General features: G+C 65.6%; 18 protein-coding genes and 1 other RNA gene. 16 read left to right on the plus strand and 3 right to left on the minus strand.

The features are described from left to right. Position 1: 1 nt before the first annotated feature. Entirely contained in the window at positions 2 to 706 is a 705-nt protein-coding gene (locus ARADN35_RS0111965) for a glutathione S-transferase N-terminal domain-containing protein (protein WP_010462389.1), read from the plus strand. 28 nt (positions 707 to 734) lie between these two features. On the opposite strand, the gene ARADN35_RS0111970 is transcribed toward ARADN35_RS0111965, so the two are convergent. After that, the gene (locus ARADN35_RS0111970) at positions 735 to 1,619 is read right to left on the minus strand and encodes a LysR family transcriptional regulator (protein ID WP_010462391.1); all 885 of its coding nucleotides are present in this window, start codon (positions 1,617 to 1,619) and stop codon (positions 735 to 737) included. A gap of 113 nt (positions 1,620 to 1,732) precedes the next feature. Here ARADN35_RS0111970 and ARADN35_RS0111975 point away from each other — a divergent pair, with 113 nt between their 5' ends. From ARADN35_RS0111975 to ARADN35_RS0111995, 5 genes are all read left to right on the plus strand, one after another. After that, a complete protein-coding gene (locus tag ARADN35_RS0111975) occupies positions 1,733 to 2,935 on the plus strand; it encodes an MFS transporter (protein WP_010462393.1) in 1,203 nt (400 codons plus the stop codon). A 90-nt stretch (positions 2,936 to 3,025) separates the two neighbouring features. Beyond that, the gene (locus ARADN35_RS0111980; RefSeq protein WP_010462395.1) at positions 3,026 to 4,705 is read left to right on the plus strand and encodes an MBL fold metallo-hydrolase; all 1,680 of its coding nucleotides are present in this window, start codon (positions 3,026 to 3,028) and stop codon (positions 4,703 to 4,705) included. A gap of 171 nt (positions 4,706 to 4,876) precedes the next feature. Next, positions 4,877 to 5,662 carry an rRNA pseudouridine synthase gene (locus tag ARADN35_RS0111985; protein ID WP_010462397.1) on the plus strand — a complete coding sequence of 262 codons (786 nt, stop codon included), beginning with the start codon at positions 4,877 to 4,879 and terminating at the stop codon, positions 5,660 to 5,662. 254 nt (positions 5,663 to 5,916) lie between these two features. Further along, positions 5,917 to 7,179: a YjgN family protein gene (locus ARADN35_RS0111990; RefSeq protein ID WP_029413947.1), complete on the plus strand. Its 1,263-nt coding sequence runs from the start codon at positions 5,917 to 5,919 to the stop codon at positions 7,177 to 7,179. Between the two features lie 2 nt (positions 7,180 to 7,181). Next, positions 7,182 to 8,411, plus strand: a complete 1,230-nt coding sequence (locus ARADN35_RS0111995) for a M48 family metallopeptidase (RefSeq protein WP_035197019.1) — start codon at positions 7,182 to 7,184, stop codon at positions 8,409 to 8,411. A 75-nt stretch (positions 8,412 to 8,486) separates the two neighbouring features. Here ARADN35_RS0111995 and rnpB read toward each other — a convergent pair. Together rnpB and rtcR are read right to left on the minus strand one after the other, a co-directional pair. Further along, an RNA gene (rnpB, locus tag ARADN35_RS26980) (RNase P RNA component class A) lies at positions 8,487 to 8,927 on the minus strand. A gap of 10 nt (positions 8,928 to 8,937) precedes the next feature. Beyond that, positions 8,938 to 10,572 carry an RNA repair transcriptional activator RtcR gene (gene rtcR, locus ARADN35_RS0112000; RefSeq protein ID WP_010462403.1) on the minus strand — a complete coding sequence of 545 codons (1,635 nt, stop codon included), beginning with the start codon at positions 10,570 to 10,572 and terminating at the stop codon, positions 8,938 to 8,940. A gap of 720 nt (positions 10,573 to 11,292) precedes the next feature. Here rtcR and ARADN35_RS0112010 point away from each other — a divergent pair. From ARADN35_RS0112010 to ARADN35_RS0112055, 10 genes are all read left to right on the plus strand, one after another. Further along, positions 11,293 to 12,432 carry a slipin family protein gene (locus ARADN35_RS0112010; protein WP_010462405.1) on the plus strand — a complete coding sequence of 380 codons (1,140 nt, stop codon included), beginning with the start codon at positions 11,293 to 11,295 and terminating at the stop codon, positions 12,430 to 12,432. Positions 12,433 to 12,459: 27 nt separating this feature from the next. Continuing rightward, positions 12,460 to 13,200: a hypothetical protein gene (locus tag ARADN35_RS0112015; RefSeq protein WP_010462407.1), complete on the plus strand. Its 741-nt coding sequence runs from the start codon at positions 12,460 to 12,462 to the stop codon at positions 13,198 to 13,200. Positions 13,201 to 13,222: 22 nt separating this feature from the next. Next, positions 13,223 to 14,446, plus strand: a complete 1,224-nt coding sequence (locus ARADN35_RS0112020; protein WP_010462410.1) for an RtcB family protein — start codon at positions 13,223 to 13,225, stop codon at positions 14,444 to 14,446. A gap of 3 nt (positions 14,447 to 14,449) precedes the next feature. Further along, positions 14,450 to 15,403: a hypothetical protein gene (locus ARADN35_RS0112025; RefSeq protein ID WP_010462412.1), complete on the plus strand. Its 954-nt coding sequence runs from the start codon at positions 14,450 to 14,452 to the stop codon at positions 15,401 to 15,403. Next, on the plus strand, positions 15,400 to 16,464 hold the full coding sequence (gene rtcA / locus ARADN35_RS0112030) for an RNA 3'-terminal phosphate cyclase (RefSeq protein ID WP_010462414.1): 1,065 nt from the start codon (positions 15,400 to 15,402) through the stop codon (positions 16,462 to 16,464). Before ARADN35_RS0112025 ends, rtcA begins: the two co-directional genes overlap by 4 nt. A gap of 169 nt (positions 16,465 to 16,633) precedes the next feature. After that, complete coding sequence (gene cysK / locus ARADN35_RS0112035) at positions 16,634 to 17,551, plus strand: cysteine synthase A (RefSeq protein WP_010462416.1); 918 nt, start codon at positions 16,634 to 16,636, stop codon at positions 17,549 to 17,551. A gap of 664 nt (positions 17,552 to 18,215) precedes the next feature. Beyond that, on the plus strand, positions 18,216 to 18,980 hold the full coding sequence (locus tag ARADN35_RS0112040) for an endonuclease/exonuclease/phosphatase family protein (protein WP_010462417.1): 765 nt from the start codon (positions 18,216 to 18,218) through the stop codon (positions 18,978 to 18,980). Next, entirely contained in the window at positions 18,977 to 20,215 is a 1,239-nt protein-coding gene (clsB, locus tag ARADN35_RS0112045) for a cardiolipin synthase ClsB (protein WP_010462419.1), read from the plus strand. Before ARADN35_RS0112040 ends, clsB begins: the two co-directional genes overlap by 4 nt. Positions 20,216 to 20,235: 20 nt before the next feature. Further along, a complete protein-coding gene (locus tag ARADN35_RS0112050; protein ID WP_010462421.1) occupies positions 20,236 to 21,285 on the plus strand; it encodes a lysylphosphatidylglycerol synthase transmembrane domain-containing protein in 1,050 nt (349 codons plus the stop codon). Positions 21,286 to 21,461: 176 nt separating this feature from the next. Beyond that, the gene (locus ARADN35_RS0112055; RefSeq protein WP_010462423.1) at positions 21,462 to 23,183 is read left to right on the plus strand and encodes an NAD(P)/FAD-dependent oxidoreductase; all 1,722 of its coding nucleotides are present in this window, start codon (positions 21,462 to 21,464) and stop codon (positions 23,181 to 23,183) included. Positions 23,184 to 23,217: the final 34 nt, after the last annotated feature.

Raw genomic sequence — 23,217 nt, forward strand, 5'->3', positions numbered from 1 at the left:
CATGCCCGAACTTTCCACCTTCGCCATCACCCACAAATGGCCCGCACAGCACCCGGATCGCCTCCAGCTGTATTCGTTGCCCACGCCCAACGGCGTGAAGGTGTCGATTGCTCTCGAAGAGTTGGGCCTGCCCTACGAGCCGCACCTGGTGAGCTTTGAAACCAACGACCAGACCTCGCCCGAGTTCCTGTCGCTCAACCCCAACAACAAGATTCCGGCCATCCTCGACCCTCACGGGCCCGGCGGCCAGCCGCTGGCGTTGTTCGAGTCGGGCGCCATCCTGTTGTACCTTGCCGACAAGACCGGCAAGCTGATCCCGCAGGACGCCGCCGCGCGCTACGGAACCATCCAGTGGGTGATGTGGCAGATGGGCGGCGTCGGCCCCATGTTTGGCCAGCTCGGGTTCTTCCACAAATTTGCGGGCAAGGACTATGAAGACAAGCGCCCGCGTGACCGCTACGTGGCCGAATCGAAACGCCTGCTGGGCGTTCTGAACCAGCGCCTGGCGGGCCGCCAGTGGGTGATGGGCGACCAGTACACCATTGCCGACATTGCCATCCTGCCATGGGTGCGCAACCTGATCGGTTACTACGGCGCGGGTGACCTGGTGGAATTCAGTCAATTCACCGAAGTGCAGCGCGTGCTGGACGTCTTTGTGGCACGCCCGGCCGTGGCCAAGGGCCTGAACATCCCCGCGCGCAGCTAAGCGAGCGCCGAATGCAGGGGCCACGGCCTCAGCCCATGCGCTCCTGCAAAAAATCCAGAAAACACGCAATGCGCGCGGCCAACTGCGTGTTGCGGTAGTACACCGCGTTGATGGGCTGGCGCACGTCCACCGTGTCGCGCGCCAGCACCTGCACCAGGCGGCCAGCCTCGCGGTCGCCTGCGGTCATGAAGTCCGACAGGCATACCAGCCCCACATGCGCGAGCGCCAGCTGCCGCAACGTTTCACCGCTCGACGCCGTGAGGCTGGGCACGATAGGCCACGCGTCCCCATGCACGCCCCGCAGCGGCCAATGGTTAAGCGACTCTGGCTGGTTGAAGCCCAGCAGCGTGTGGCTGGCCAGGTCGACCATGCTTTTGGGCTTGCCCGCACGCGCCAGGTAATCCGGGCTGGCCAGCACGCGCAGGCGGCTGGTGCACAGGGGGCGGGCGTGCAGGGTCGAGTCCTGCAGCGGGCCGATGCGGATCGCCACGTCCGTGCGCCGCTCCAGCAGGTCGATGTACGCCTCGTCTGTGTCCAGTTGCAGCGTGATCTGCGGGTAGGCCTTGCGAAACGCCGGCACCAGCGGCACCACGGCGTGCAGCATGAAGGGTGTGGCCGCGTTCACGCGCAGGCGGCCTGCGGGCTGCTGGCGGCGCGCAGCCATGCTTTCTTCGGCCTCCTCAATGGAGGCCAGGATGGCGCGCGTGCGCAGCAGGAAGGCCTGCCCCTCCTCGGTCAGCTCGGTGCGGCGGGTGGTGCGGCGCAGCAGCGTGGTGTCGAGCTTTTTCTCCAGCCGTGCCAGTGCCCGGCTGATGCCCGAGACCGTCTGGCCCAGCTGGTCGGCGGCGGCAGTGATCGACCCGCCATCCACCACGGCGACAAAGGCCTGCAGCTCTTCCAGCGTGGTTTTCATGGATTTTTCCATCCTTGATTGTTGATTCACAGTCAACTATCTATCGAGCGTAACCGTCTTTTTCTGCAAGACTGAAAACCCCACACTCCGTCCCATTCCACAGGAGTGTTCCCATGCCCATTGCCTTGCTCGCGCTGACGCTCAGCGCTTTCGCCATCGGCACGACCGAGTTCGTGATCGTTGGCTTGCTGCCAACCGTGGCGGCCGATCTGGCCATCAGCATCCCCTCGGCGGGCCTGCTGGTCAGCCTGTATGCCCTGGGGGTCGCCGTGGGCGCCCCGATGCTCACCGCACTCACCGGCAAGCTGCCACGCAAGGCGCTGCTGCTGTCGCTGATGGCGTTGTTCACCGCTGGCAACCTGCTGGCCTGGCGGGCGCCCAGCTACGAGACGCTGGTGGCCGCACGCATCCTCACCGGCCTCGCGCACGGCGTGTTCTTTTCCATCGGCTCGACCATCGCCACCGGCCTCGTGCCGCGCGAAAAGGCGGCCAGTGCGATTGCCATCATGTTCACCGGCCTCACCGTGGCGCTGGTCACCGGCGTGCCACTGGGCACCTTCATCGGCCAGCACTTCGGCTGGCGCGAGACCTTCCTGGCCGTCTCGGCCCTGGGCGTGGTCGCCTTCATCGGCAGCGCGATTTTTGTGCCACGCAACATCGCCCACACCGCACCCGCCTCGCTGCTGCAGCAGGCCAGGGTGCTGGCCGAGCCGCGCCTGCTGCTGGTGTATGCCAAGACCGCCATCGGCTATGGCGGCACGTTCATTCCCTTCACCTTTCTCGCGCCCATCCTCACGGACATCTCGGGCTTCAGCGCGGGCGCCGTGGGCTGGGTGATGCTGGTGTACGGTGTGTCGGTGGCCGTGGGCAACCTGTGGGGTGGCCGGCTGGCCGACAGGCTGGGGGCCATCCCGGCGCTGCGCATCATCTTTGCGCTGCTGGCGGCTGTGTTGTTGTTGCTGCAGCTCACCGCGCCCTACCCCTGGCTGGCGCTGGGCACCGTGCTGTTGTGGGGCGCTGTGGCGTTTGGCAATGTGCCGGGGCTGCAGGTGTATGTGGTCAAGCAGGCCGAGCGCTTCACGCCGCAGGCGGTGGACGTGGCCTCGGGCCTGAACATCGCAGCGTTCAACCTGGGCATTGCAGGTGCTGCCTGGGCCGGGGGCCTGATCGTGACGCACCTGGGCCTGCACCACACGCCGTGGATTGGTGCGCTGGTGGTGCTGGTGTCGCTCGCCCTCACGCAGTGGAGCGGCGTGCTCGACCGGCGCAGCGGCATCCCCGTGCGCAGCAGCGGGCCGGTGCCTGTGGGGCACTGAAGCACCGCCCCACGCCGCAGAGGCGGGGCCGGGGCCGTTCTCCAAGGCGGCGGGCGAGCACCAACGGCGCGCCACCTCGATAATGGCCCGATGCCCCGCATCTCCCAACAACTGCACCCCCACCGCGAACCTGTGGCCACGCGCCCGGCAGCCACCGTGCTGTTGCTGCGCGATACCCCGCATGAAGGAGGGTTCGAAGTCCTCATGACCCGGCGCTCCGACAAGGCCAGCTTTGCACCGGGCGCCTATGTGTTCCCGGGCGGTGGCATCGATGCGCTGGATGCGCAATCGCACGCCTGCGCCGACCGCCGCCCCACACAAAGCGACCAGCACCTCACCCAGGCCATCGCCGCCATCCGCGAGAGTTTTGAAGAGCTGGGCGTGCTGCTGGCCCGCCATGCCGATGGCCCCCGCAAGGGTTGGATGGCCGATGCGCAGGACATCGCCGGCATCGACCGCCACCAGCCTTTTGCCGCGCAGTGCCAGGCCCGAGGCCTGCGCCTGGCGGCCGACAGCGTTTTCCTGCTGGCCCACTGGACCACCGACCGCGACCTGCCACGCCGCTTCGAGGTGCCTTTTCTCGTGGCGCGCATGCCCGAGGGCCAGGAGCCCGTGGCCGACGAAGCCGAGCAATTCGAGCCCGTGTGGGTGCGCCCGACGGATGCGCTGGCGCGGCATGAGGCGGGGCAATTCTTCATGATCTTCCCGACCATCCGCACGTTGCAGCGGCTGGCATCTTTTGCCACCACGCAGGCCGTGTTCGACACGCTGGCCGACGAGTTGCCCCTGTGGAGCAGCTGCCCGCGCGCGGGCACCTTGGCCGGCAAGGAAGCGCGCTACATGGAAAGCGACATGCCCTACGGCGAGCTGGCGCTGGTGTGCCCCGACGGGCAGATCGTGCACCTGCTGGACTGGCAAACCGAGCGCCCCGTGCCGCTGCTGCGCAACGTGCAGCGGTTGACCGCGCCAAACCCCGGCGTGATGACCGGCCCCGGCACCAACAGCTACCTGGTGGGCGACCCGGCCACGGGCTTCATCGCCATCGACCCGGGCCCGGCAGATACCGAACACCTGGACAAGCTCTGGCGCGCCGCCGGGGGCGACATCCGCATGATCGTGTGCACCCATTCGCACCCCGACCACTCGCCCGGCGCCGCGCCGCTGCAGGCACTGTGTGTGCAGGCGGGCAAAGCCCGCCCCCCCATCCTGGGCCTGCCCTCGGCGCCCACTGCCCGCGCGGCCAGCGCGTTCACACCCGACAGATCGCTACAAAATAGTGAGCTGCTCACGCTTTATGGACAAGCGCCAGAGGGCAAAATAACCCATACCCTGCGGGTGATCCACACCCCCGGCCACGCGGCCAACCACCTGTGCCTGTTGCTGGTGGAAGATGCCCTGCTCTTCAGCGGCGACCACATCCTGAACGGCAGCACCACGGTGGTGGACCCGCCCGACGGCAACATGGCCGACTACCTCGATTCGCTGGACCGGCTCGATGCGGTGTGCGCCGAACACGGCGTGGAATTCATCCTGCCCGCGCACGGCTATGTTCTGGGTGATGCACGCGGCGCGATTGCCAAGCTCAAGGCCCACCGCCTGGCCCGCGAGGCCAAGGTGCTGGCCGCCATGCAGGCGCTGCCCCAGGGCAGCATGGACGACTGGGTACGGCACGCGTATGACGACGTGCCCCCGCGCATGTGGCCCGTGGCCCAGCGCTCGCTGCTGGCCCATGTAGAACGCATCCGTTCGCAGCAGCCCGGGAATGATTGATGCCCCCTGAGGCGCTGAGCGCCTTCCCCCTCAGGGGACGCCACCGGTGGCCCGGCAAAGCCGGTTCCACGGTGGCACGGGCATGCGGCAGCGCCCGTTTTGAAGGCACCGCCGACAATCACGCATTTGCCCCTTCGATTCCCATAGGCGCATGCCGACCCTCCTCACCCCATGACCGACAAGAACCCTGATCCCACCCACATCCGCCTGGCCAAACGCGTGGCCGACCAACTGAACTGCTCGCGCAGCACGGCCGAGCAGTTCATCGAAGGCGGCTTCGTGAGCGTGGACGGCCAGGTGGTGGAAGCCCCCGGCGCGCGCGTACGCCCCGACCAGGCCGTGACGGTGGCAAAAGACGCCAGCCTGCTGGAGCTGACCCCGGTGACCTTGCTGCTGCACAAGCCAGTGGGGTTTGAAGCGGGCCTGGGTCTGCCCGCCGGGCAAGCGGCCCACGCCAGCCGCAGCCAGGGTGTCGCTGCAGCCGCCACGCTGCTGGGGCCTGCATCCCACCTGGCCGAAGACGCCTCGGGCATCCGCGTGCTGCAGCGCCATTTCAAGCAGCTGGAATGTTTCACGCCGCTGCCCACCGAGGCCAGCGGGCTGGTGGTCTACACCCAGGACAAGCGCATCGCGCGCAAGCTGGCCGAAGACATCGAGTCGCTGGAGCAGGAATGCATCGTGGAGGTGAAGGGCGACATCGCATCGAACGGACTGCAGCGCCTGTGCCACGGCCTCTCGTTCAATGGCCGCCCGCTGCCGCCCATCAAGGTGAGCTGGCAAAGCGAGACCAAGCTGCGGTTTGCACTCAAGGGCATCCGCCCCGGCCAGATCCCGGCCATGTGCGATGCCGTGGGCCTGGCCGTGGTCGCCTTGAAGCGCATCCGCATCGGCCGCGTGCCGCTGGCCAAGGTGCCCGAGGGGCAGTGGCGGTATTTGCAGCCGTGGGAGAGGTTCTGACTCCCCCCCTGAGTCGCCTTCGGCGCCATCCCCCTGAGGGGGACGCACCCGGTGGCCTGGCAAAGCCAGTTCCACGGGTGCGCTGGCAGAGGCGCGCCAGCTGCTAACGGCGGGGCGTGCAGAACCATCGCCACAACGATTGCTACCAAAAACATAGCTATCAGCGCTTAACTGATAAGCGCCAGAGGCCAATTCAGCCTAAACCTTTCTTCCACAGACCGCTGCTACACTGCGCGGCAAACAGGAGGGAGTTCATGAGCCAACCACCATCAGACAGCACAGCGGGGCCGATGTCCACGTTCATGCCGCAGAACATCGACGCGCATCCGCTTGAATTCACGGGCAGCGGGGGCGAATATTTCCGGGTGTGGATCGTCAACGTGCTGCTGTCCATCGTCACCCTGGGCATCTACACCCCCTGGGCCCGGCGCCGCACCGCGCAGTATTTCTACAGCCACACGCTGGTGGCGGGCAGCCCCCTCGAATTCACGGCGCAGCAGCGCAAGATGGTGATGGGTTTTGTGCTGCTGATGCTGATCACCCTGGCCTACAACATCGCGGCCAACACGGGCCAGGATGCCGCCGTGGGCGTCTTGCTGCTGACCGGCGCCGTGCTCTCGCCCCTGATCTGGGGCAGTGCCATGCGTTTTCGCCTGGGCGCCACGCGCTGGCGCGGCCTGCGCCTGCAGTTCACCGCCCACTGGAAAGAGGTCTACCTCGCCAGCTGGCCTCTTTTTGCGCTGGCGCTGGTGTGGTTTGGGGTGTTCTTCGGCATGCAGATCCTGTCGCCCGAACTGGCCGACGTCTTGCAGGAGGTCGAAGATGAAGCAGCCAACCCCAAGATGCCATCGTTCACCCCTGCCATGGGCGGCCTGCTGCTGCTGGGCCTGGTGCTGACGGTGTTGTGTTTCATCCGCCTTGAATACAACTACAAGAGCCTGCTGGTGCTCAAGGCCCAGGTGGGCGCCGAAAAAGGCCGCTGGAAGCCGGTGTACATGGATTTCGTCAAGGTGTGGCTGGCCACGGTGGCCGTGTTCATCCTGTGTGTGGTGGGCTTCGCGGCGCTGATCGGCATCCTGGCAGGCAGCTCCATCGCCCTGGTGGCCAGCCAGAGCGACCGCCTGGGCCTGTGGATGTTTGTGGTGATCATCGTGTCCATCGTGGCGGGCATCTTCATGCTGATCCTGGCATCGGCCCCCGCCCGGGCGTACCGCGAGGCACGCATGTTCCAGCTGATGTGGAACAACATCGGCGTGAGCCACGTGGCGCGGTTCAAGTGCCACCTGAAGAGTGGCCGCTACGTGGGGCTGCGCATCAAGAACATGCTGTTCACCCTGCTCACGCTGGGGCTGTACCGCCCGTTTGCGCGGGTGAGTGAATACCGCATGAAACTCGAATCCGTCACCCTGCATGTCAAGGGCGGCGTGGAACAGGTGGCGGGCGCGATGGTGCGCCAGCAGCAAAACGGCCTGGGCGATGCGCTGGCCGACGCTGCGGGCCTGGACCTCATCGGTTGAGCATGCCCGTCCCAGTGAACACAGACCTGATCCAAGGACGCTGGTTCGACGGCCAGAGCAGCAGAGCCCGCCCCGTGATGGTGAGCCTGCGGCCCACGCCGCAGGGCCCGTCGCTGGTGCTGCACCCGCTATCCCAGCCCGGCACCGAGCCGGTTGTGTTCGCCTGGAAGGACGTGGGCTGGCCGGAGGCCTGGAACGAACACAAGCCCCAACCCCGGGTGGTCGTGGACCTGCGGGACCACGGTAGCCTGGAGATCGATGCCGTCAGCGAATGGCGCGCCGCCCTGGCCGCCGCTGGTGAACGCCCGGGCCTGGCCCAGCGCATGCAGACCCGCTGGCCCGTGCTGCTGGGTGTGACGGCTGCAGCCGTCATCGGCCTCACGCTGTTCTACCGCTATGGCACGCCCTGGGCAGCCACCCAACTCACCCGCTTTGTGCCCCTGGGCTGGGAAACCAGCGTGGCCGAGAACGTGCTGCGCCAGATGGACGATGGCACGCTCAAGCCCAGCAAGCTGCCCAAGGAGCGGCAGGATCAGCTCAAGGCGCGCTTTGACGCCCTGGTGCAGCACACGCCCCCCGCCCTGCAGCGCTACCCCGGCTACCAGCCCCCTTTGAGCCTGGAGTTCCGCTCCGGCATGGGTGCCAATGCCTTTGCCCTGCCCGGCGGCAAGATCGTGATGACCGACGGCATCGTGAAAGCAGCCACCGACAAGGGCCTGCCCGACGACGCGCTGGTGGGCGTGCTGGCCCACGAGATCGGCCACGTGGTGTACCGCCACACCACCCGCATGGTGGTGGAGCAAGGGGTGCTCAACATGGGGCTGGGCCTTGCACTCGGAGACGTATCGGCGATTGTGTCCACCGGTGCCTCGGTGCTCACCGGCCTGGCCTACAGCCGCAGCCACGAACGCGAAGCCGACTGCTACGCCATCGCCGTGATGGGCCAGGCAGCCCTGCCCACGGCGCCCATGGGCAAGCTGCTGCTGGCCATTGCGCAGGACGAAGAGGAAGAAGACAACAAAAAGAAGAAAGAAGAGAAAGAAAGCCAGGACAAGGCGGCGGCACCAGCGGCCGCGCCCGGCGCGAGCAGCCCCGAACGCTCGCGCAAGCGCAAGATGGCGGAAGACATGGCTTCGCACCCTGTCTGGTCACTGCTGAGCAGCCACCCCGACACCGTGGAGCGGGCCACGGAGCTGGAAAAGGGACACGCGCCCCACTGCGCGAAAAGCTGAACAGCCGTGGCGTGCTCCGCGCTGGGCATGGCCGACACCGCCGACGTCCGCTCCAGGCGGGGAGAAAAAAATAAAGTGTGAAGCGCGCCGATAAGCCGGATTCTGTGCACCACGGTTGCCCGCAGTGTGACCGCCATTAATCTGGGCCGGGTGTCGCCACCACGGCTCGGTGCTACCTACCCGCCAACTCTGCGGAACCACATCAACGTTGGCCTACTTGGTATTGCTGCGCGTAGAGATTGCCCGTTTCACCCGAAGCGGGCGCCGCCCGCTTCGGGTGGCTAGGGTCTTTGCGGCTTGCGCCACAAACCGTCTGGCTTGCGCCAGCCGTACCCGCTTGCGCGGGTGACCGATAGAACACCTTGGGTGGCTTGCTGCCTGCTCCGACTCGTCTCTGTTGCTCTGATCCTCACCTCACGGTGGGCAGCCGTTAGCTGCTACGCTGTCCTGTGCAGTCCGGACGTTCCTCCAGTGCCTGGTTTCCCAGATTGCACCAGCGGCGGTCTGGCGCGCTTCACGGGCGGGATTATCGCCCAGCGGCAGCGACACGATCCCAGTCCAGCCCAAACCGTGCCAGGTACTTGCGCAGCCGGTCCGCATCGTTGACCACCGTGCGCTGCGCGCGCGAGGCCTGGAACAGCTGGCGCCCCGCGTCGGACAGGGTGCGGGCCTTGCGGCACACCTGCAGCACGGCCGCCAGTTGCAGCTGGTCGAACAGGTCCATGGCTTCCACCGTTTCTTCGCCCAGCAGGACCGCAAGATCGTCGCGGCCCAATGCGCCGTGCGTGGACGCCAAACCGTTGCGCGCGTCGCTGGCGGGCTGCCACAACCAGCGCAGTCGGGCCATTTCGGCCTCGACCAGGGGCAGGCCAATGCGGCCGCTGTCGGCCAGTGTGGCCAGGCGTGTCACGCTGGCCGAGAGGTCGCGGAAGTTGCCGGTCCACAGGGCCTCGGGCGACTGGGCATAGCGCAGGTAGGCGGCGCGCGCCTCATTGGAAAAGCGCACGCTGCGGCCCAGCTCGGCGCCTGCGCGGGCCAGCTGGTGGTCTACATTGGGCTCGATGTCTTCGGGTCGCTGCGCCAGGCCCGGCAGCACATAGCTCCAGAGGTTGATGCGCGCGTACAGGTCTTCACGAAAGCGCCCTGCCGCCACCTCGGTGCGCAGGTCGCGGTTGGTGCCGGCGATCAGCTCGAAGTCGCTGGCCACTTCCCGGTCGCTGCCCATGGGGTAGAAGCGCTTTTCCTCCACCGCCTTGAGCAGCATGGCCTGCTCGTCCAGGCCCAGTTCGCCAATCTCGTCGAGGAACAGCACGCCCTTGTGTGCCGTGCGCAGCAGGCCCGCACGGTCGGCCGCCGCGCCGGTGAAGGCGCCTTTCTTGTGGCCGAACAGAGTGGACGCCGCGCCGTCGCCATGCAGCGTGGCGCAGTTCACTTCCACGAACTCGCCCTCCACCTGGTGGCGCGACTTTTTCAGCTCGAACATGCGCCGCGCCAAATGCGACTTGCCTGCGCCTGTGGGCCCGGTGAACAGGATGGGCGCACGCGAGCGCACCGCCACGCGCTCCACTTCGTCGATCAGCGCGTTGAAGCGCGCATTGCGCGTGGCAATGCCGCTCTTGAGGAATTGCACTGCATCGCGCTGCTCGGCGCCGAAGCGCTGGGCGATCACGTCATAGCGCGACAGGTCCAGGTCGATCAGCGCATAGCTGCCGGGGTCGCCCATCTGCTGGCGTTTGGGTGGCGAGGTTTGCGCCAGCACGCCCGGAATGCGGCGCGACTCCACCAGCAAAAACAGGCAAATCTGCGCCACGTGGGTGCCGGTGGTGATGTGGGTCCAGTATTCCTCGCGCTCGGTGTCAAAGCGGTAGGTCTGGGTCCAGTCAAACAGCTTGGCATACACCTCGCCAAAGTCCCACGGGTCGGCAATGGGCAGGGGCACCAGGTTGACCGTGGTCTCGGGGGACGCGATCACCATGTCCGCGCGCACCTGTTGCGCCAAGTCCTGGTGGGGCGGCGTGTAGAGAAGCTCCAGCCGCTCGATCACCACGTCCTCATGCTGCACCAGCGATACGGTAGGGCGCCACTTCTCCCACCGCCCCGTGCCCCGGCCAGAGTCGAGCTGCGTGCCAAGGAAACCGATCACGACTTTGTTTTTGCGCATGCTGCTTATCTATTTAGCTAGCTTTAATTCTAGTTATATCAAATCCATCTAAGAAGCAAAAAATCTTACGAATGAATTTCTCCATACAAATCAACGGCTTGAAGAAATTCAACCAACAAAACTCAGGCTGGCACAAATCTGGCAATAGACAAGACATCCAGCGCAAGCGGTGACCGCTCACAGGCCGGGGTTAGGACCAACGTTCGCCCCGCCGGTGCAGGGAATCCGGGCTCTCAAGGCCTTGTCGACTCCCCGCATGCCGCACTCCGCAAACGCTGGGTAACGGCAAGGTCGGGTGACGCCTCGCAAGAGGACGTGCCGGGTTCGACTCCCGGCTTGCCGACACTGGTAGCTCAGTCTGGTAGAGCCCCCCGAAAGGGGTTGTCGCAGGTTCGATTCCTGCCCATGGCCGCAAGGCCAGCACTTGGAAGTACCGGTCGAAAGACCACCCGCCGAACGCGGGGAGTTGCCCCAAGGTGGCGTTTTTGGACGCAACCGCAAGGCAAGGCCCCGTCAGCCGGTGGCGGTTTGTGCCAGCACCCGGCACAGCCCGCGCCCGCAGCCAGCCACGCTGCCGCCCTGCTTGCAGGGCAGCAACCACGGCGCACTGCAGGGCCCTGGCTGCGCCCGCTGGCACCCCGCCATCGCTGTAACGGCACCCTGATTGCCATGACAACAACCAAGAAGTAACGACAACGAAAGAACGAGGAGAAGAAAATGATGAAGTTGATCCAACGCACCACCGTGAAGAAGAACGAACGCGCACTGCTGCTGCGCAACGGCAGCTTTGACCGCGTGCTCCAAAGCGGCACCTACTGGCTGTTTGCGGGCATGGACCAGCTGCGCGTAGAGACCTTCGCCCTCGAACAACCCGCCTTCACCCACGGCCTGGCCGACTACCTGATGGCGCAGGAACCCGCCGTGGTGGCGGCAGAGTTTGTGCAAGTGAACCTGTCGGAACAGCAAGTTGGCCTGCGCAGCGAGAACGGTGTGCTGGTCGAAGTGCTGCCGCCCGGCACCCGCCGCCTTTATTGGAAAGGCCTGGTGGAGGTGAATGTGCAGGTGATCGACCTGGAGGCAGGCCCCGAGCTGCCCGCCGCACTGGTGGCGCGCCTGACGCACACACAACTGCGCCAGCGCAGCGTGACCGGATTGACTGGCGTGCTGCAGGTGCAGGTGCCCGAGGGCCAGTGCGCCCTGCTCACCATCGACGGCAAAGTGGATCGGCTGCTGTCTGCGGGCGCCTACGCGTTCTGGAGGTACGGCCGCACCATCGCCGTGGAGCTGGTGGACCTGCGCCTGCAGGCCGTGGAGGTCTCAGGCCAGGACATCATGACCCGCGACAAGGTGAGCCTGCGGCTGAACCTGTCTGCCACCTTTCGCTACACCGATGTGCTGCGCGCCTTTGCCCAGTTGCAAAAGCCTGCCGATCACCTGTATCGCGAACTGCAGTTTGCGCTGCGCGCCGCCGTGGGCACCCGCACGCTCGATGAGCTGCTGGAGAACAAGACGGTGATCGACGACGTGGTGACCGCTCACATGGCCGCCAAATTGCAGCCCTTCGGCATGCAGCTGGAGAGCGTGGGTGTGAAGGACATCGTGCTGCCTGGCGAGATGAAGACCATCCTGACGCAGGTGGTGCAAGCGGAGAAGCAGGCCCAGGCCAACGTGATCCGCCGCCGCGAGGAAACCGCCGCAACGCGCTCGCTGCTCAACACGGCGAAAGTGATGGAGGACAACCCCGTCGCCCTGCGCATGAAGGAGCTGGAGACGCTGGAGCGCGTGGCTGAACGCATCGACAAGATCTCGGTGTTTGGCGGTCTGGACCAGGTGCTCAATGGGTTGGTGAAGATGCGTTAAGCATCCATAGACAAAGAGAAGATCGTGATGAAAGCAAAGAAACTGACTGCGCGTGAAAGGCGCCTGAGCCGGGAAACCACATCAGTGAGTTGCGAGTCCGTGGGACTGGACCGGGCGGTCTACAGCGCAGCCTTGCGCTACCTGTTCGACCGCCCCGTGCCTGAAAAAGGCGGACAAGAGTGGTACTGGGATATCGACGAGCCCCAGTTCGAAGCCACGCCGCTGCAATGGACACATATCCAGACCGTGCTGTTCGCCAACGCAGGTACCGACCTGGCGCCCTACAGTGACGCTCAGGTCGGCATGGGCCTGAACCACGTGATGAGCAACAACGCCGGAGACATTCCGCACATGGTCAACGACCCATCCGTGCCCCTGGTTGATGCCATGCGCATGGTGCGGGCCTTGCCCACCCTGTGGCGCGACTGCCTGGGGCCGCGCCTGAGCACCGAGCAGAGCGCGATTGGCAGCCGAAGCGACCGCCTCTACTTCGTGAGCTACATGTGGTTTGACGTGTGGCCCTCGTTCTGGAACGCCAAGCACGCTCCCGAATGGTGCGACGCGATGTGGAAGGTGTTTTGCGAAATGCTGGCTATGCCCTGGCGCGAAGCACAGGTATCGGCATTGCACGGGATCGGCCATGAGGGCAACCGCCTAAACCGGCACCAGGAATTGCAGGCACACATGGATGCCTTCATCCGCCAGGTGAAGAACGACGACGAACTGAAAACCTATGCCCAGGTCGCAGCCCGTGGAATGGTTCAATGAACAACAAAGACGAAAGAACAATATGAACAACAACTACGAACAATATGAAGTACCCAACGGCGTGCCCGTGAAGATGTGGACGAACGGCGTGCCCGTGGAAGAAGAAGCCAGAAACCAGCTGCGCAACATCGCGCGCCTGCCCATCGTGTTCAAGCACGTGGCGGTGATGCCCGACGTGCACCTGGGGATCGGCGCCACCATCGGCTCGGTGGTGCCCACCCTCAAGGCCATCATCCCCGCCGCCGTGGGGGTGGACCTGGGGTGCGGAATGATGGCGTGCAAGACCACGCTGACGGCCAGCGACCTGCCGGACAACCTGTCCGGTGTGCGCGCCGCCATCGAACGCGCGGTGCCCGTCGGGATGACGCCCAAGCGCTTTGGCCGCGACAAGGGAAGCTGGGATACGCCGCCCGCTGAAACCGACCGCGCCTGGGCCGGGCTGGTGGACGAGTTCGAGGAAATTTGCGAGGCGCACCCGCGCATCAAGAACACCAACAACTACAAGCACCTGGGAACGCTGGGAACGGGTAACCACTTCATCGAGATCTGCCTGGACGAACACCAGTCCGTGTGGGTGATGCTGCACTCGGGCTCGCGCGGGGTGGGGAACGCCATCGGCACCCACTTCATCGAGCTGGCCAAGAAGGACGCCGAGATGAACCAGCGCAACCTGCCCGACAAGGACCTGGCGTACTTCGAGGAAGGCGCGCAGTACTTCGGCGACTACGTGAAGGCCGTGGGGTGGGCGCAGAAGTTTGCCGCCGCCAATCGCGAGGTGATGATGGGCCGCGTGATTGCCGCGCTGCGAAAAGTCATCACCAAGCCGTTCGAGACGCACATTGAGGCGGTGAACTGCCACCACAACTACGTGCAGCGCGAAACGCACTTCGGGCAGGACGTCTTCGTGACCCGCAAGGGTGCGGTGAGTGCCGAGCAAGGCAAGCTGGGGATCATCCCGGGAAGCATGGGGGCCAAGAGCTTCATCGTGCGCGGAAAAGGCAACCCCGAGAGCTTCAACAGCTGCAGCCACGGCGCCGGCCGCACCATGAGCCGCACCAAGGCCAAGAAGCTGTACACCGTGGAAGACCAGATCAAAGCGACCGAAGGTGTGGAATGCCGAAAAGACGCGGACGTGATCGACGAGATTCCGATGGCGTACAAGAACATCGACGCGGTGATGGCTGCGCAGCAGGACCTGGTGGAGGTGGTTTACACGCTCAAGCAGGTTGTCTGCGTGAAGGGGTGAGATATGGAACAAGCGCGCCTAGAACTGGCCTACACCAAGTTCGGAGACATCAGAGCCAATTTGAACGACGGTCTGTCGCAAGAATTGCAGCTGTATTCATATGCGGCATGCGACGTTTCCCGCAAGTCTGAATTCCGTCTGCCTTTCATCTGGAACCAAGTCGCAAGTGACCTTCGTTGCCTGATCAATAACTTCAATGCGTGGCTGGGGCGACTGCAGGCTTGGCAAGCATGGAACCAGGTGCTCACTGAATATTGCGAGCAGGACCAATGGAGTCTGAGAATTGAATTTGTCGAGGATGTAGCCTTCTTTTGCATGATGCAACCTAGTGGCTTTGCTGATCGAACGCTTGAGGCATTGATGACAGTTTTTCATCACGCCAACTTGACTCACAAGACTGCGTATCAGGATGAGTTGCCGACCGACAAGAAAATCTACAAACGAATCGGCCAAAACCACCCAAAGCCATATGACTTCTTTGAGCCTCGAGGGGAAGTTCGCAAGACGATCCAGACCCTCTCCGAGGGGTGGGCGTCCGCATCGCCCTTGCTTGAGCAGCTTGATTCGCTAAATGATGCCGACTATCAAGCGAAGACCATGGATTTTCGGAACAGAGCAAGTCACTCTTTTGCACCCAACTTTGATCTGGGCATTGTTCCTAAGGTCAGTCGACGGCCAGGGTTCACGTCAAAGATGGTCCAACGCCCAGATGGCCGATACGATGCGATTGAAGATCGGTCACGCCGGGCAGTTTCGTACGGCTATGGCGAGCTCCCTCCGCTGTCTTCTTCAGAGGCACTCGCGGAAAACAAAAGGCAACTTCTGACCGCAAGAAAGCTGCTTTTTATATACGGCGCGTTACTTGATGAGGTCGACAAAAAACTCTCCGACCGACAAGGCCGAACCGATTCCAACGCCGGTCCTACCGCCGAGGAACGATCGAAGAGTCTGGAATGACGGAGGCGACCTTGTCTCTCTTCACCCTCGACGGCTCCACCGGCGAAGGCGGCGGCCAGATCCTGCGCACTGGCCTGGCCCTCTCCATGGTTACCGGCCGGCCACTGCACATCACGCGCATCCGCGCGGGGCGACCCAAGCCGGGGCTGATGCGCCAGCACCTGGCCTGTGTGCAGGCGGCGGTGGCCGTGTGCGGCGGGCAGGCGGACGGCGCCGAGCTGGGCTCGCAAACGCTGCTCTTCACACCCGGCGCCGTGCGTGCGGGCGACTACCGCTTTCAGATCGCCACGGCGGGCAGCTGCCTGCTGGTGCTGCAAACGGTCTTGCCCGCGCTGATGCTGGCCGACGGCGAGAGCCGCGTGCAGCTGTCGGGCGGCACGCACAACCCGATGGCGCCGCCGTTTGATTTTCTGGAGCGGGCATTTGCGCCGCTGGTGCGGCGGCTGGGTGTGGGGCTGGATCTGCAATTGCAGCGGCGCGGGTTCTACCCCGCTGGAGGTGGTGAGGTGCTGGCGCGCATCACGCCTGCAGCGCTGCCGTTGACGCCAGTGGATGTACTGGAGCGCGGCCCGCTGCAAGACGCCTGGGGCGAAGCCTTGGTGCCGGGCCTGGCGCGCAACATCGCCACGCGTGAGCTTGACGCCCTGGGCCAGCGCATGGGCTGGACCTTTGAATCCGGCCGACTGCGCCAGCCCCCTGCGCGCCAGAACGAAGGCCCGGGCAATGCACTGCTTGCCACGCTGGAGTACGAACACATCACCGAGGTGTTCTGCCAGCTGGGCGAGCGCAGTGTATCGGCCGAGCAGGTCGCCAAGCGGCTGGTGGACGAGCTACGCGCCTACCAGCGCAGCACGGGCGCCTTGGGCCCGCACTTGGCCGACCAGTGGATGCTGCCGCTGGCCCTGGCGGTGTGGCGCAGCGGGCGGGCCGCGCGCTACACCTGCACCGAGGTGACGCAGCACACGGCCACCAACGCGCAGACCATCGCGCTGGGCCTGCCGGTGCGGGTGCAGATCACGCCGGTGGACGGGGCCATGCGGGTCGATATCGCACCGGTGTAGCCCGCAGCCCGAACCAATGCCCGGGCCGGTTCCGCAGGCAGGGGCTGGGGGCAGCCCCTGCTGGCCGGCCTGCAACCCACAGGCCCCGGCATATCCATATCACCCAGACAGCAGAACAAGTGGTTCAGAATGCGCGTCACACCCCTCTTTGCACCTCACAGGAGACGCCATGAAAGTTGACAACATTCTGCAGACCATCGGCAACACGCCCCACGTGCGCATCAACCGCCTGTTTGGCCCAGCGGCCAACGTGTGGGTGAAGTCCGAGCGCAGCAACCCCGGCGGCTCGATCAAGGACCGCATTGCGCTGTCGATGGTGGAAGACGCCGAGAAGTCGGGCGCGCTCCAGCCCGGCGGCACGATCATCGAGCCGACCTCGGGCAACACCGGCATCGGCCTGGCGCTGGTGGCGGCCGTCAAGGGCTACAAGCTCGTCCTCGTGATGCCCGACAGCATGAGCATCGAGCGCCGCCGCCTGATGCTGGCCTATGGTGCGCAGTTCGATCTGACCCCGCGCGAAAAAGGCATGAAGGGCGCGATCGCCCGCGCGCAGGAGTTGCAGGCCCAGACGCCCGGCTCGTGGATTCCGCAGCAGTTCGAGAACCCGGCCAACATCGACGTGCACGTGCGCACCACGGCGCAGGAGATCCTGGCGGACTTCCCCGACGGCATTGATGTGCTGATCACGGGGGTGGGCACGGGTGGCCACATCACGGGCGTGGCGCGGGTGCTCAAAGCCAAGTTCCCCCAGCTCAAGGTGTTTGCGGTGGAGCCCACGGCCTCGCCGGTGATCTCGGGCGGCGCACCGTCACCCCACCCCATCCAGGGCATTGGCGCAGGATTCATCCCCAAGAACCTCGACACCAGCCTGCTCGACGGCGTGATCCAGGTCGATGCCGAACCAGCCCGGGAATACGCACGCCGCTCTGCGCGCGAAGAGGGCATCCTGGTGGGCATTTCGTCGGGCGCCACACTGGCCGCCATTGCACAGAAGCTGCCCGAGCTGCCTGCGGGCGCCAAGGTGCTGGGTTTCAACTACGACACGGGCGAGCGTTACCTGTCGGTGGAGGGGTTCCTGCCTGCATAAGTTGCCCCCTGAGGCGCAACCGCTTGGTGCCACCGCCAGAGGCGGTGTCTCTTCGATGCCCTCCAAGCCTGCGCAGGCAGGCTTGGAGCCGTGGCGTCTCAGCCCCCAGGGGGACGCACCGGGTAGCCTGGCAGAGCCAGTTCCACGGGTGCACTGGCCTGGGGTGCGCCAGTTTCCAAGGTGCGGGGGTGGCTAGCCCCTGGTGCCAGCCCTGAACCCGGCACGCAGCTAAGAACGTGTTCACGATCTCGCAGGGGTCACGTTGGAGCGCAATCGGGAGGAGTGGATGCTTCGGATGCGCCGCATGGGCTCATGCCCATGCAAGCAGCCGGGGCGTCCAATCGCCCGATTTCGCTCCACCCCTTCGGGCAGCGGTCTTGGCGGGCGGTCTGCGGCGTTGCGGCGCTTGCCAATAGCCGGGCTATTGGCTGCGCACCGCGCCTAGCATCCCATCCCGCCAAGGCCGCTGCGCGACTCCTGGGAGATCGTGAACACGTTCTAAGACACGGGGTCAGGGGCCGAAAGCCTTTTTCGGCCAGCGCAGCACAAACCCACGGCCAGCCGTCCTACAGCGGCGGCGTACTGCGGCCCCAACAATCGTTTCACCCTTCGGCCCGCCCCTGGCGGCGCCCACGCCGAAGGGCCCCACAACGATTGTTTGCCCATGGACACCATCCCATCACAGCCCATTGCGTTCAAGGTGCTCACCGTGAACGTGCACAAGGGCTTCACCACCTTCAACCGGCGCTTCATGCTGCACGAGCTGCGCGAGGCCGTGCGGGGCGTCGCGGCAGACCTGGTCTTTCTGCAGGAAGTGCTGGGCACCCACCACCGGCACGCCAGCCGGTTCGCCAACTTTCCGCAGGTGCCGCACTACGAGTTCCTGGCCGACACCATCTGGTCGCAATACGCCTACGGCCGCAATGCGGTGTATGACAACGGCGACCACGGCAACGCCCTGCTGTCCAAGTTTCCGATCACGCACTACGAGAACCACGACATCTCGATCAGTGGTCCCGAGCGGCGCGGCATGCTGCATTGCGTCCTGCAGCCGCCCGGACACCATCTGCCGGTGCATGCAGTCTGCGTGCACCTGGGCCTGCAGGAATCCCACCGGCAGCGGCAGCTGATGCATGTGTGCGATCTGCTGCGCAGCTTTCCGGCCAACGAGCCCGTGGTGCTGGCCGGTGACTTCAACGACTGGCGCAACCGGGCACACGACATCCTGCACCGCGAGGCGGGCTTGCAGGAAGTTTTTGTGCAGGCCTTTGGCCGCCCGGTTCGCACCTTTCCGGCTGCCATGCCGCTGCTGGCACTGGACCGCATCTATGTGCGCAACGCCGCCGTGCATTCCCCCGTGGCGCTGCCCAAAAAGCCCTGGGACAAGCTCTCGGACCATGCGCCACTGGCGGCGGAGATCCTGCTATGAAACGCCCTGCCTTCAGCCTGCCGCGCTCGTCCCGCTGGGTGCCGGGGAACCAGTTCGAGTTGCTGGAAAACGGCGAGGATTTTTTCCCCCGTGTGTTCAACGCCATCACCAAGGCCCGGCGCGAAGTGATGCTGGAGACTTTCATCCTGTTCGACGACAAGATCGGGCAGGAACTGCACGCGGCCCTGCTGGCCGCAGCCCGGCGCGGCGTGGAGGTGCATGTGCTGGTGGATGGCTTTGGCTCGCCCGATCTGCCAGACACGTTTGTGGGCAGCCTGGTCGATGCGGGCGTGCGCTTTCGCATCTTTGACCCGGGCCGCCGCTTCCTGGGGCAGCGCCTGAACATGCTGCGCCGCATGCACCGCAAGATTGTGGTGGTGGACGGCGAGCTGGGGTTCATCGGCGGCATCAACTATTCGGCCGACCACGTGGCGGACTTTGGCCCCGAGGCCAAGCAGGACTATGCCGTGCAGGTGCGCGGGCCCATCGTGGCGCAGATGCAGCATTTCACACGCGAGGCGGTGCTCTACCGCAATGAGCGCAAGCGCCATCCAGCCGCAAGCGCCGCCAGCCAGTCCCACCCGGGCACCGCACACGCCATTTTTGTGACCCGCGACAACCATGACCACCAGAGCGACATAGAGCGCCACTACCGCGTTGCCCTGCGGTCTGCGCGCCACCGGGTAGTGATTGCCAACGCCTACTTCTTCCCCGGCTACCGTTTCATCCGCGAGATGCGGCGCGCCGCAAAACGTGGTGTGGATGTGCGGCTGATCCTGCAAGGCCAGCCCGACATGCCCATCGTGAAAACGGCGGCCGGCCTGCTTTACGACCATCTGCTGCGCGCGGGTGTCCGCATTTATGAATACTGCGACCGCCCGCTGCACGGCAAGGTGGCGCTGGTGGACGACGACTGGTCCACCGTGGGCTCGAGCAATCTCGACCCGCTGAGCCTGTCGTTGAACCTCGAAGCCAACGTGATCATCCGCGACCGTGCCTTCAACGACCACCTGTATGGCCGTCTCTCGCACCTGATGGAGAACAGCTGCAAGCAGATTGAAGCTGTCGCACCCGGCCGGTGGAATGGCCTGCGTCTGCTGCGCAGCTATGCGGTCTTCCACCTCATGCGCTGGTTCCCGGCATGGGCGGGCTGGCTGCCCAAGCACCAGCCCACGATCACGCTGGCCAACCCGGGCACTGCGGCCGCAGAACCCACCGGCAGCGCAACCGCCTGACAACACCGGGCGTCCCCACCATGGCCACCCCCACGCTGCTCGCCGACACCGACGCCATGGAGGCGCCACGGCGCAAAACCAGCCAGCACGGCTGGCGCAACTGGCCGCGGCAGGCCTGGTGGCCCTGGGCCACCCGGGGGGTCGCCGCCGCTTTTTTTGCGACGGTGGCCTGGCTGATCTTTCGGCAAGCGCGCACGGTGGACTGGCCCGCCGTGCTGCAAGCCCTGCGCGACCTGCCCAGCACCGCACTGGCCATGGGCGGTGCGCTGGCGTTGCTGAGCCACTTCACCTACGGCAGCTTTGACTGGGTGGGCCGCCATTGCAGCGGCCACCGGCTACCGCGCGCCACCACGCTGGGCATTGCCATGACCAGCTACCCGTTCACGCTCAACCTGGGTTCGCTGATTGGCGGTGTCGGCGTGCGCTACCGGCTGTATGCAAGGCGCGGCGTGGACCCGGGCACCATCGGCCAGGTGGTGGGCACCAGCATCCTGACGAACTGGGTGGGCTACCTGCTGCTCGCGGGTGTGCTGGCCTGGCTGTGGCAGCCGCCTGCGGTGGCGGGTTGGGCGGTGGAGCCCTGGCAGTGGCGCCTGGGCGGGACGGTGCTGGGCAGCCTGCCCGTGGCCTACGTGGCGCTGTGTGCGCTGCGCAGCGGGCGCGCACTCACGCTGCGCGGTCACGCGTTTCCGCTGCCCCGCTGGCCCGTGGCGCTGTGGCAGGTGGCCGCGTCGGCCACCAACTGGATGCTGATGGGTGCCGCGCTGTGGACGGTGTTGCAACACCAGGTGAGCTATCCCGCCGCGCTGGCCACTGTGCTCCTGGGGGCCGTGGCCGGGCTGGTGTTGCGCGTGCCCGCCGGCCTGGGTGTGCTGGAGGCCGTGGGCGTGGCGCTGCTGGCCGCCGACACGCTGGGGCAAGAAGAAGTGCTGGCGGCGCTGCTGGCCTACCGGGCGCTGTATTACTTTGGGCCGCTGGTGCTGGCGGCCGCAGCGTTCGGCGTGACAGAGCTGCGTTGGCGCCAGCAGGCAGACCCGGACGCTGAAAGCACTTCAGACCAAAAAATATGAGTCAAATATGCCTCCAGCGCTTATCTATAAAGCGCTAGCAGCTATTAATTTGATAGTTTTTAGGCAAACGGCTCCACGCAACTTTCCCACCCGGGATTCCATCCGCAGCACACACCCCGTATCATCGCGGCCCCACGCCATTGCAACCCGCCCGATCGACACGGGCCCGCAAGAACATGATCCGACTCTCCGAAATCCGGCTGCCCTTCACCGTGGCCGAAGCCCCCGAGGCGCCCCTGCGCGCCGCTGCCACCCACATTCTGGGCCTGGCAGATGCCGATATCGCCCATCTGCATGTCTTCAAGCGCAGCTTTGATGCGCGCAAGGTAGACCTGCTGGCGGTGTACATCGTGGACATCACCCTGGTCCAGCCCGCGCGCGAAGCCGCGCTGCTCACGCAGTTCGCGGGCAACCCGCACGTTCAGCCGACGCCCGACATGGCCTGGCACCCCGTGGGCCAGGCGCCTGCCGACCTGCCCCTCCGCCCCGTGGTGGTGGGCTTTGGCCCCTGCGGCATCTTTGCGGCACTGGTGCTGGCGCAGATGGGTTTCAAGCCCATCGTGCTGGAGCGCGGCAAGCCCGTGCGCGAACGCACCAAGGACACCTGGGGCCTGTGGCGCAAGCGCGAGCTGCATGCCGAAAGCAATGTGCAGTTTGGTGAAGGCGGCGCAGGCACCTTCAGCGACGGCAAGCTCTACAGCCAGATCAAGGACCCGCGCCACCTGGGCCGCAAGGTGATGAACGAGTTCGTGAAGGCGGGCGCCCCAGAAGAAATCCTGTACGTCGCCCACCCGCACATCGGCACCTTCAAGCTGGTGAAGGTGGTGGAGAACCTGCGCGAGCAGATCATTGCGCTGGGTGGCGAGATCCGCTTCGAGCAGCGCGTGACGGATGTGATCGTGGAGAACGATGCCCAAGGCGAGCGCCACCTGCGTGGCCTGAAGGTGCTGAACCAGGCCACGGGCGAGACCACCGACTTGCGCGCCGACCACGTGGTGATGGCCCTGGGCCACAGCTCACGCGACACCTTTGCCATGCTGTACGAGCGCGGCGTGGCCATGGAGGCCAAGCCCTTTTCCATCGGCTTTCGCATCGAGCACCCGCAGGGCGTGATCGACCGCGCCCGCTGGGGCCGCCACGCGGGCCACCCACTGCTGGGCGCGGCCGACTACAAGCTGGTGCACCACGCGGCCAATGGGCGCGCGGTGTACAGCTTTTGCATGTGCCCCGGCGGCACCGTGGTGGCCGCCACCAGTGAGCCGAACCGTGTGGTCACCAACGGCATGAGCCAGTATTCGCGCAACGAGCGCAACGCCAACGCGGGCATGGTGGTGGGCATTGACCCGCGCGACTACCCCACCGACCCCGCAGCGTTTGAAACGCACCTGGGCCAGACCTACGGTGTGGAGCGTCTGGCTGCCGGGCAATTTCACCCGCTGTCGGGCAGCGTGCTGCAGCGCCAACTCGAATCGAATGCTTTTGTGCTGGGCGGGCGTGACTACAGCGCGCCGGGCCAGCTGGTGGGCGACTTCATCCAGGGCACGCCGTCCAGGCAGCTCGGCGATGTGGAACCGTCGTACAAGCCCGGCGTAGCGCTGGGGGACCTGCACGCCGCCCTGCCCGCCTACGCCATCGAGGCGCTGCGCGAGGCGCTGCCCGCGTTCGGCCGCAAGATCAAGGGCTTTGACATGCACGACGCGGTGCTGACGGGCGTGGAAACGCGCACCTCGTCGCCGCTCAAGATCGGCCGGGGCGAGAACCTGCAAAGCCTGAACACCGCCGGGCTGTACCCGGCGGGTGAAGGGGCGAGCTACGCGGGCGGGATTCTGTCGGCCGGGGTGGACGGCATCAAGGTCGGCGAGGCCGTCGCCCGGAGCCTGCTGGGCGTAGCGGGCTGACCTGCCTCCCGGCGGTGCAGGCCAGTGGCATCGC

Source organism: Acidovorax radicis N35 (assembly GCF_000204195.1).
GTDB lineage: Bacteria > Pseudomonadota > Gammaproteobacteria > Burkholderiales > Burkholderiaceae_C > Acidovorax > Acidovorax radicis.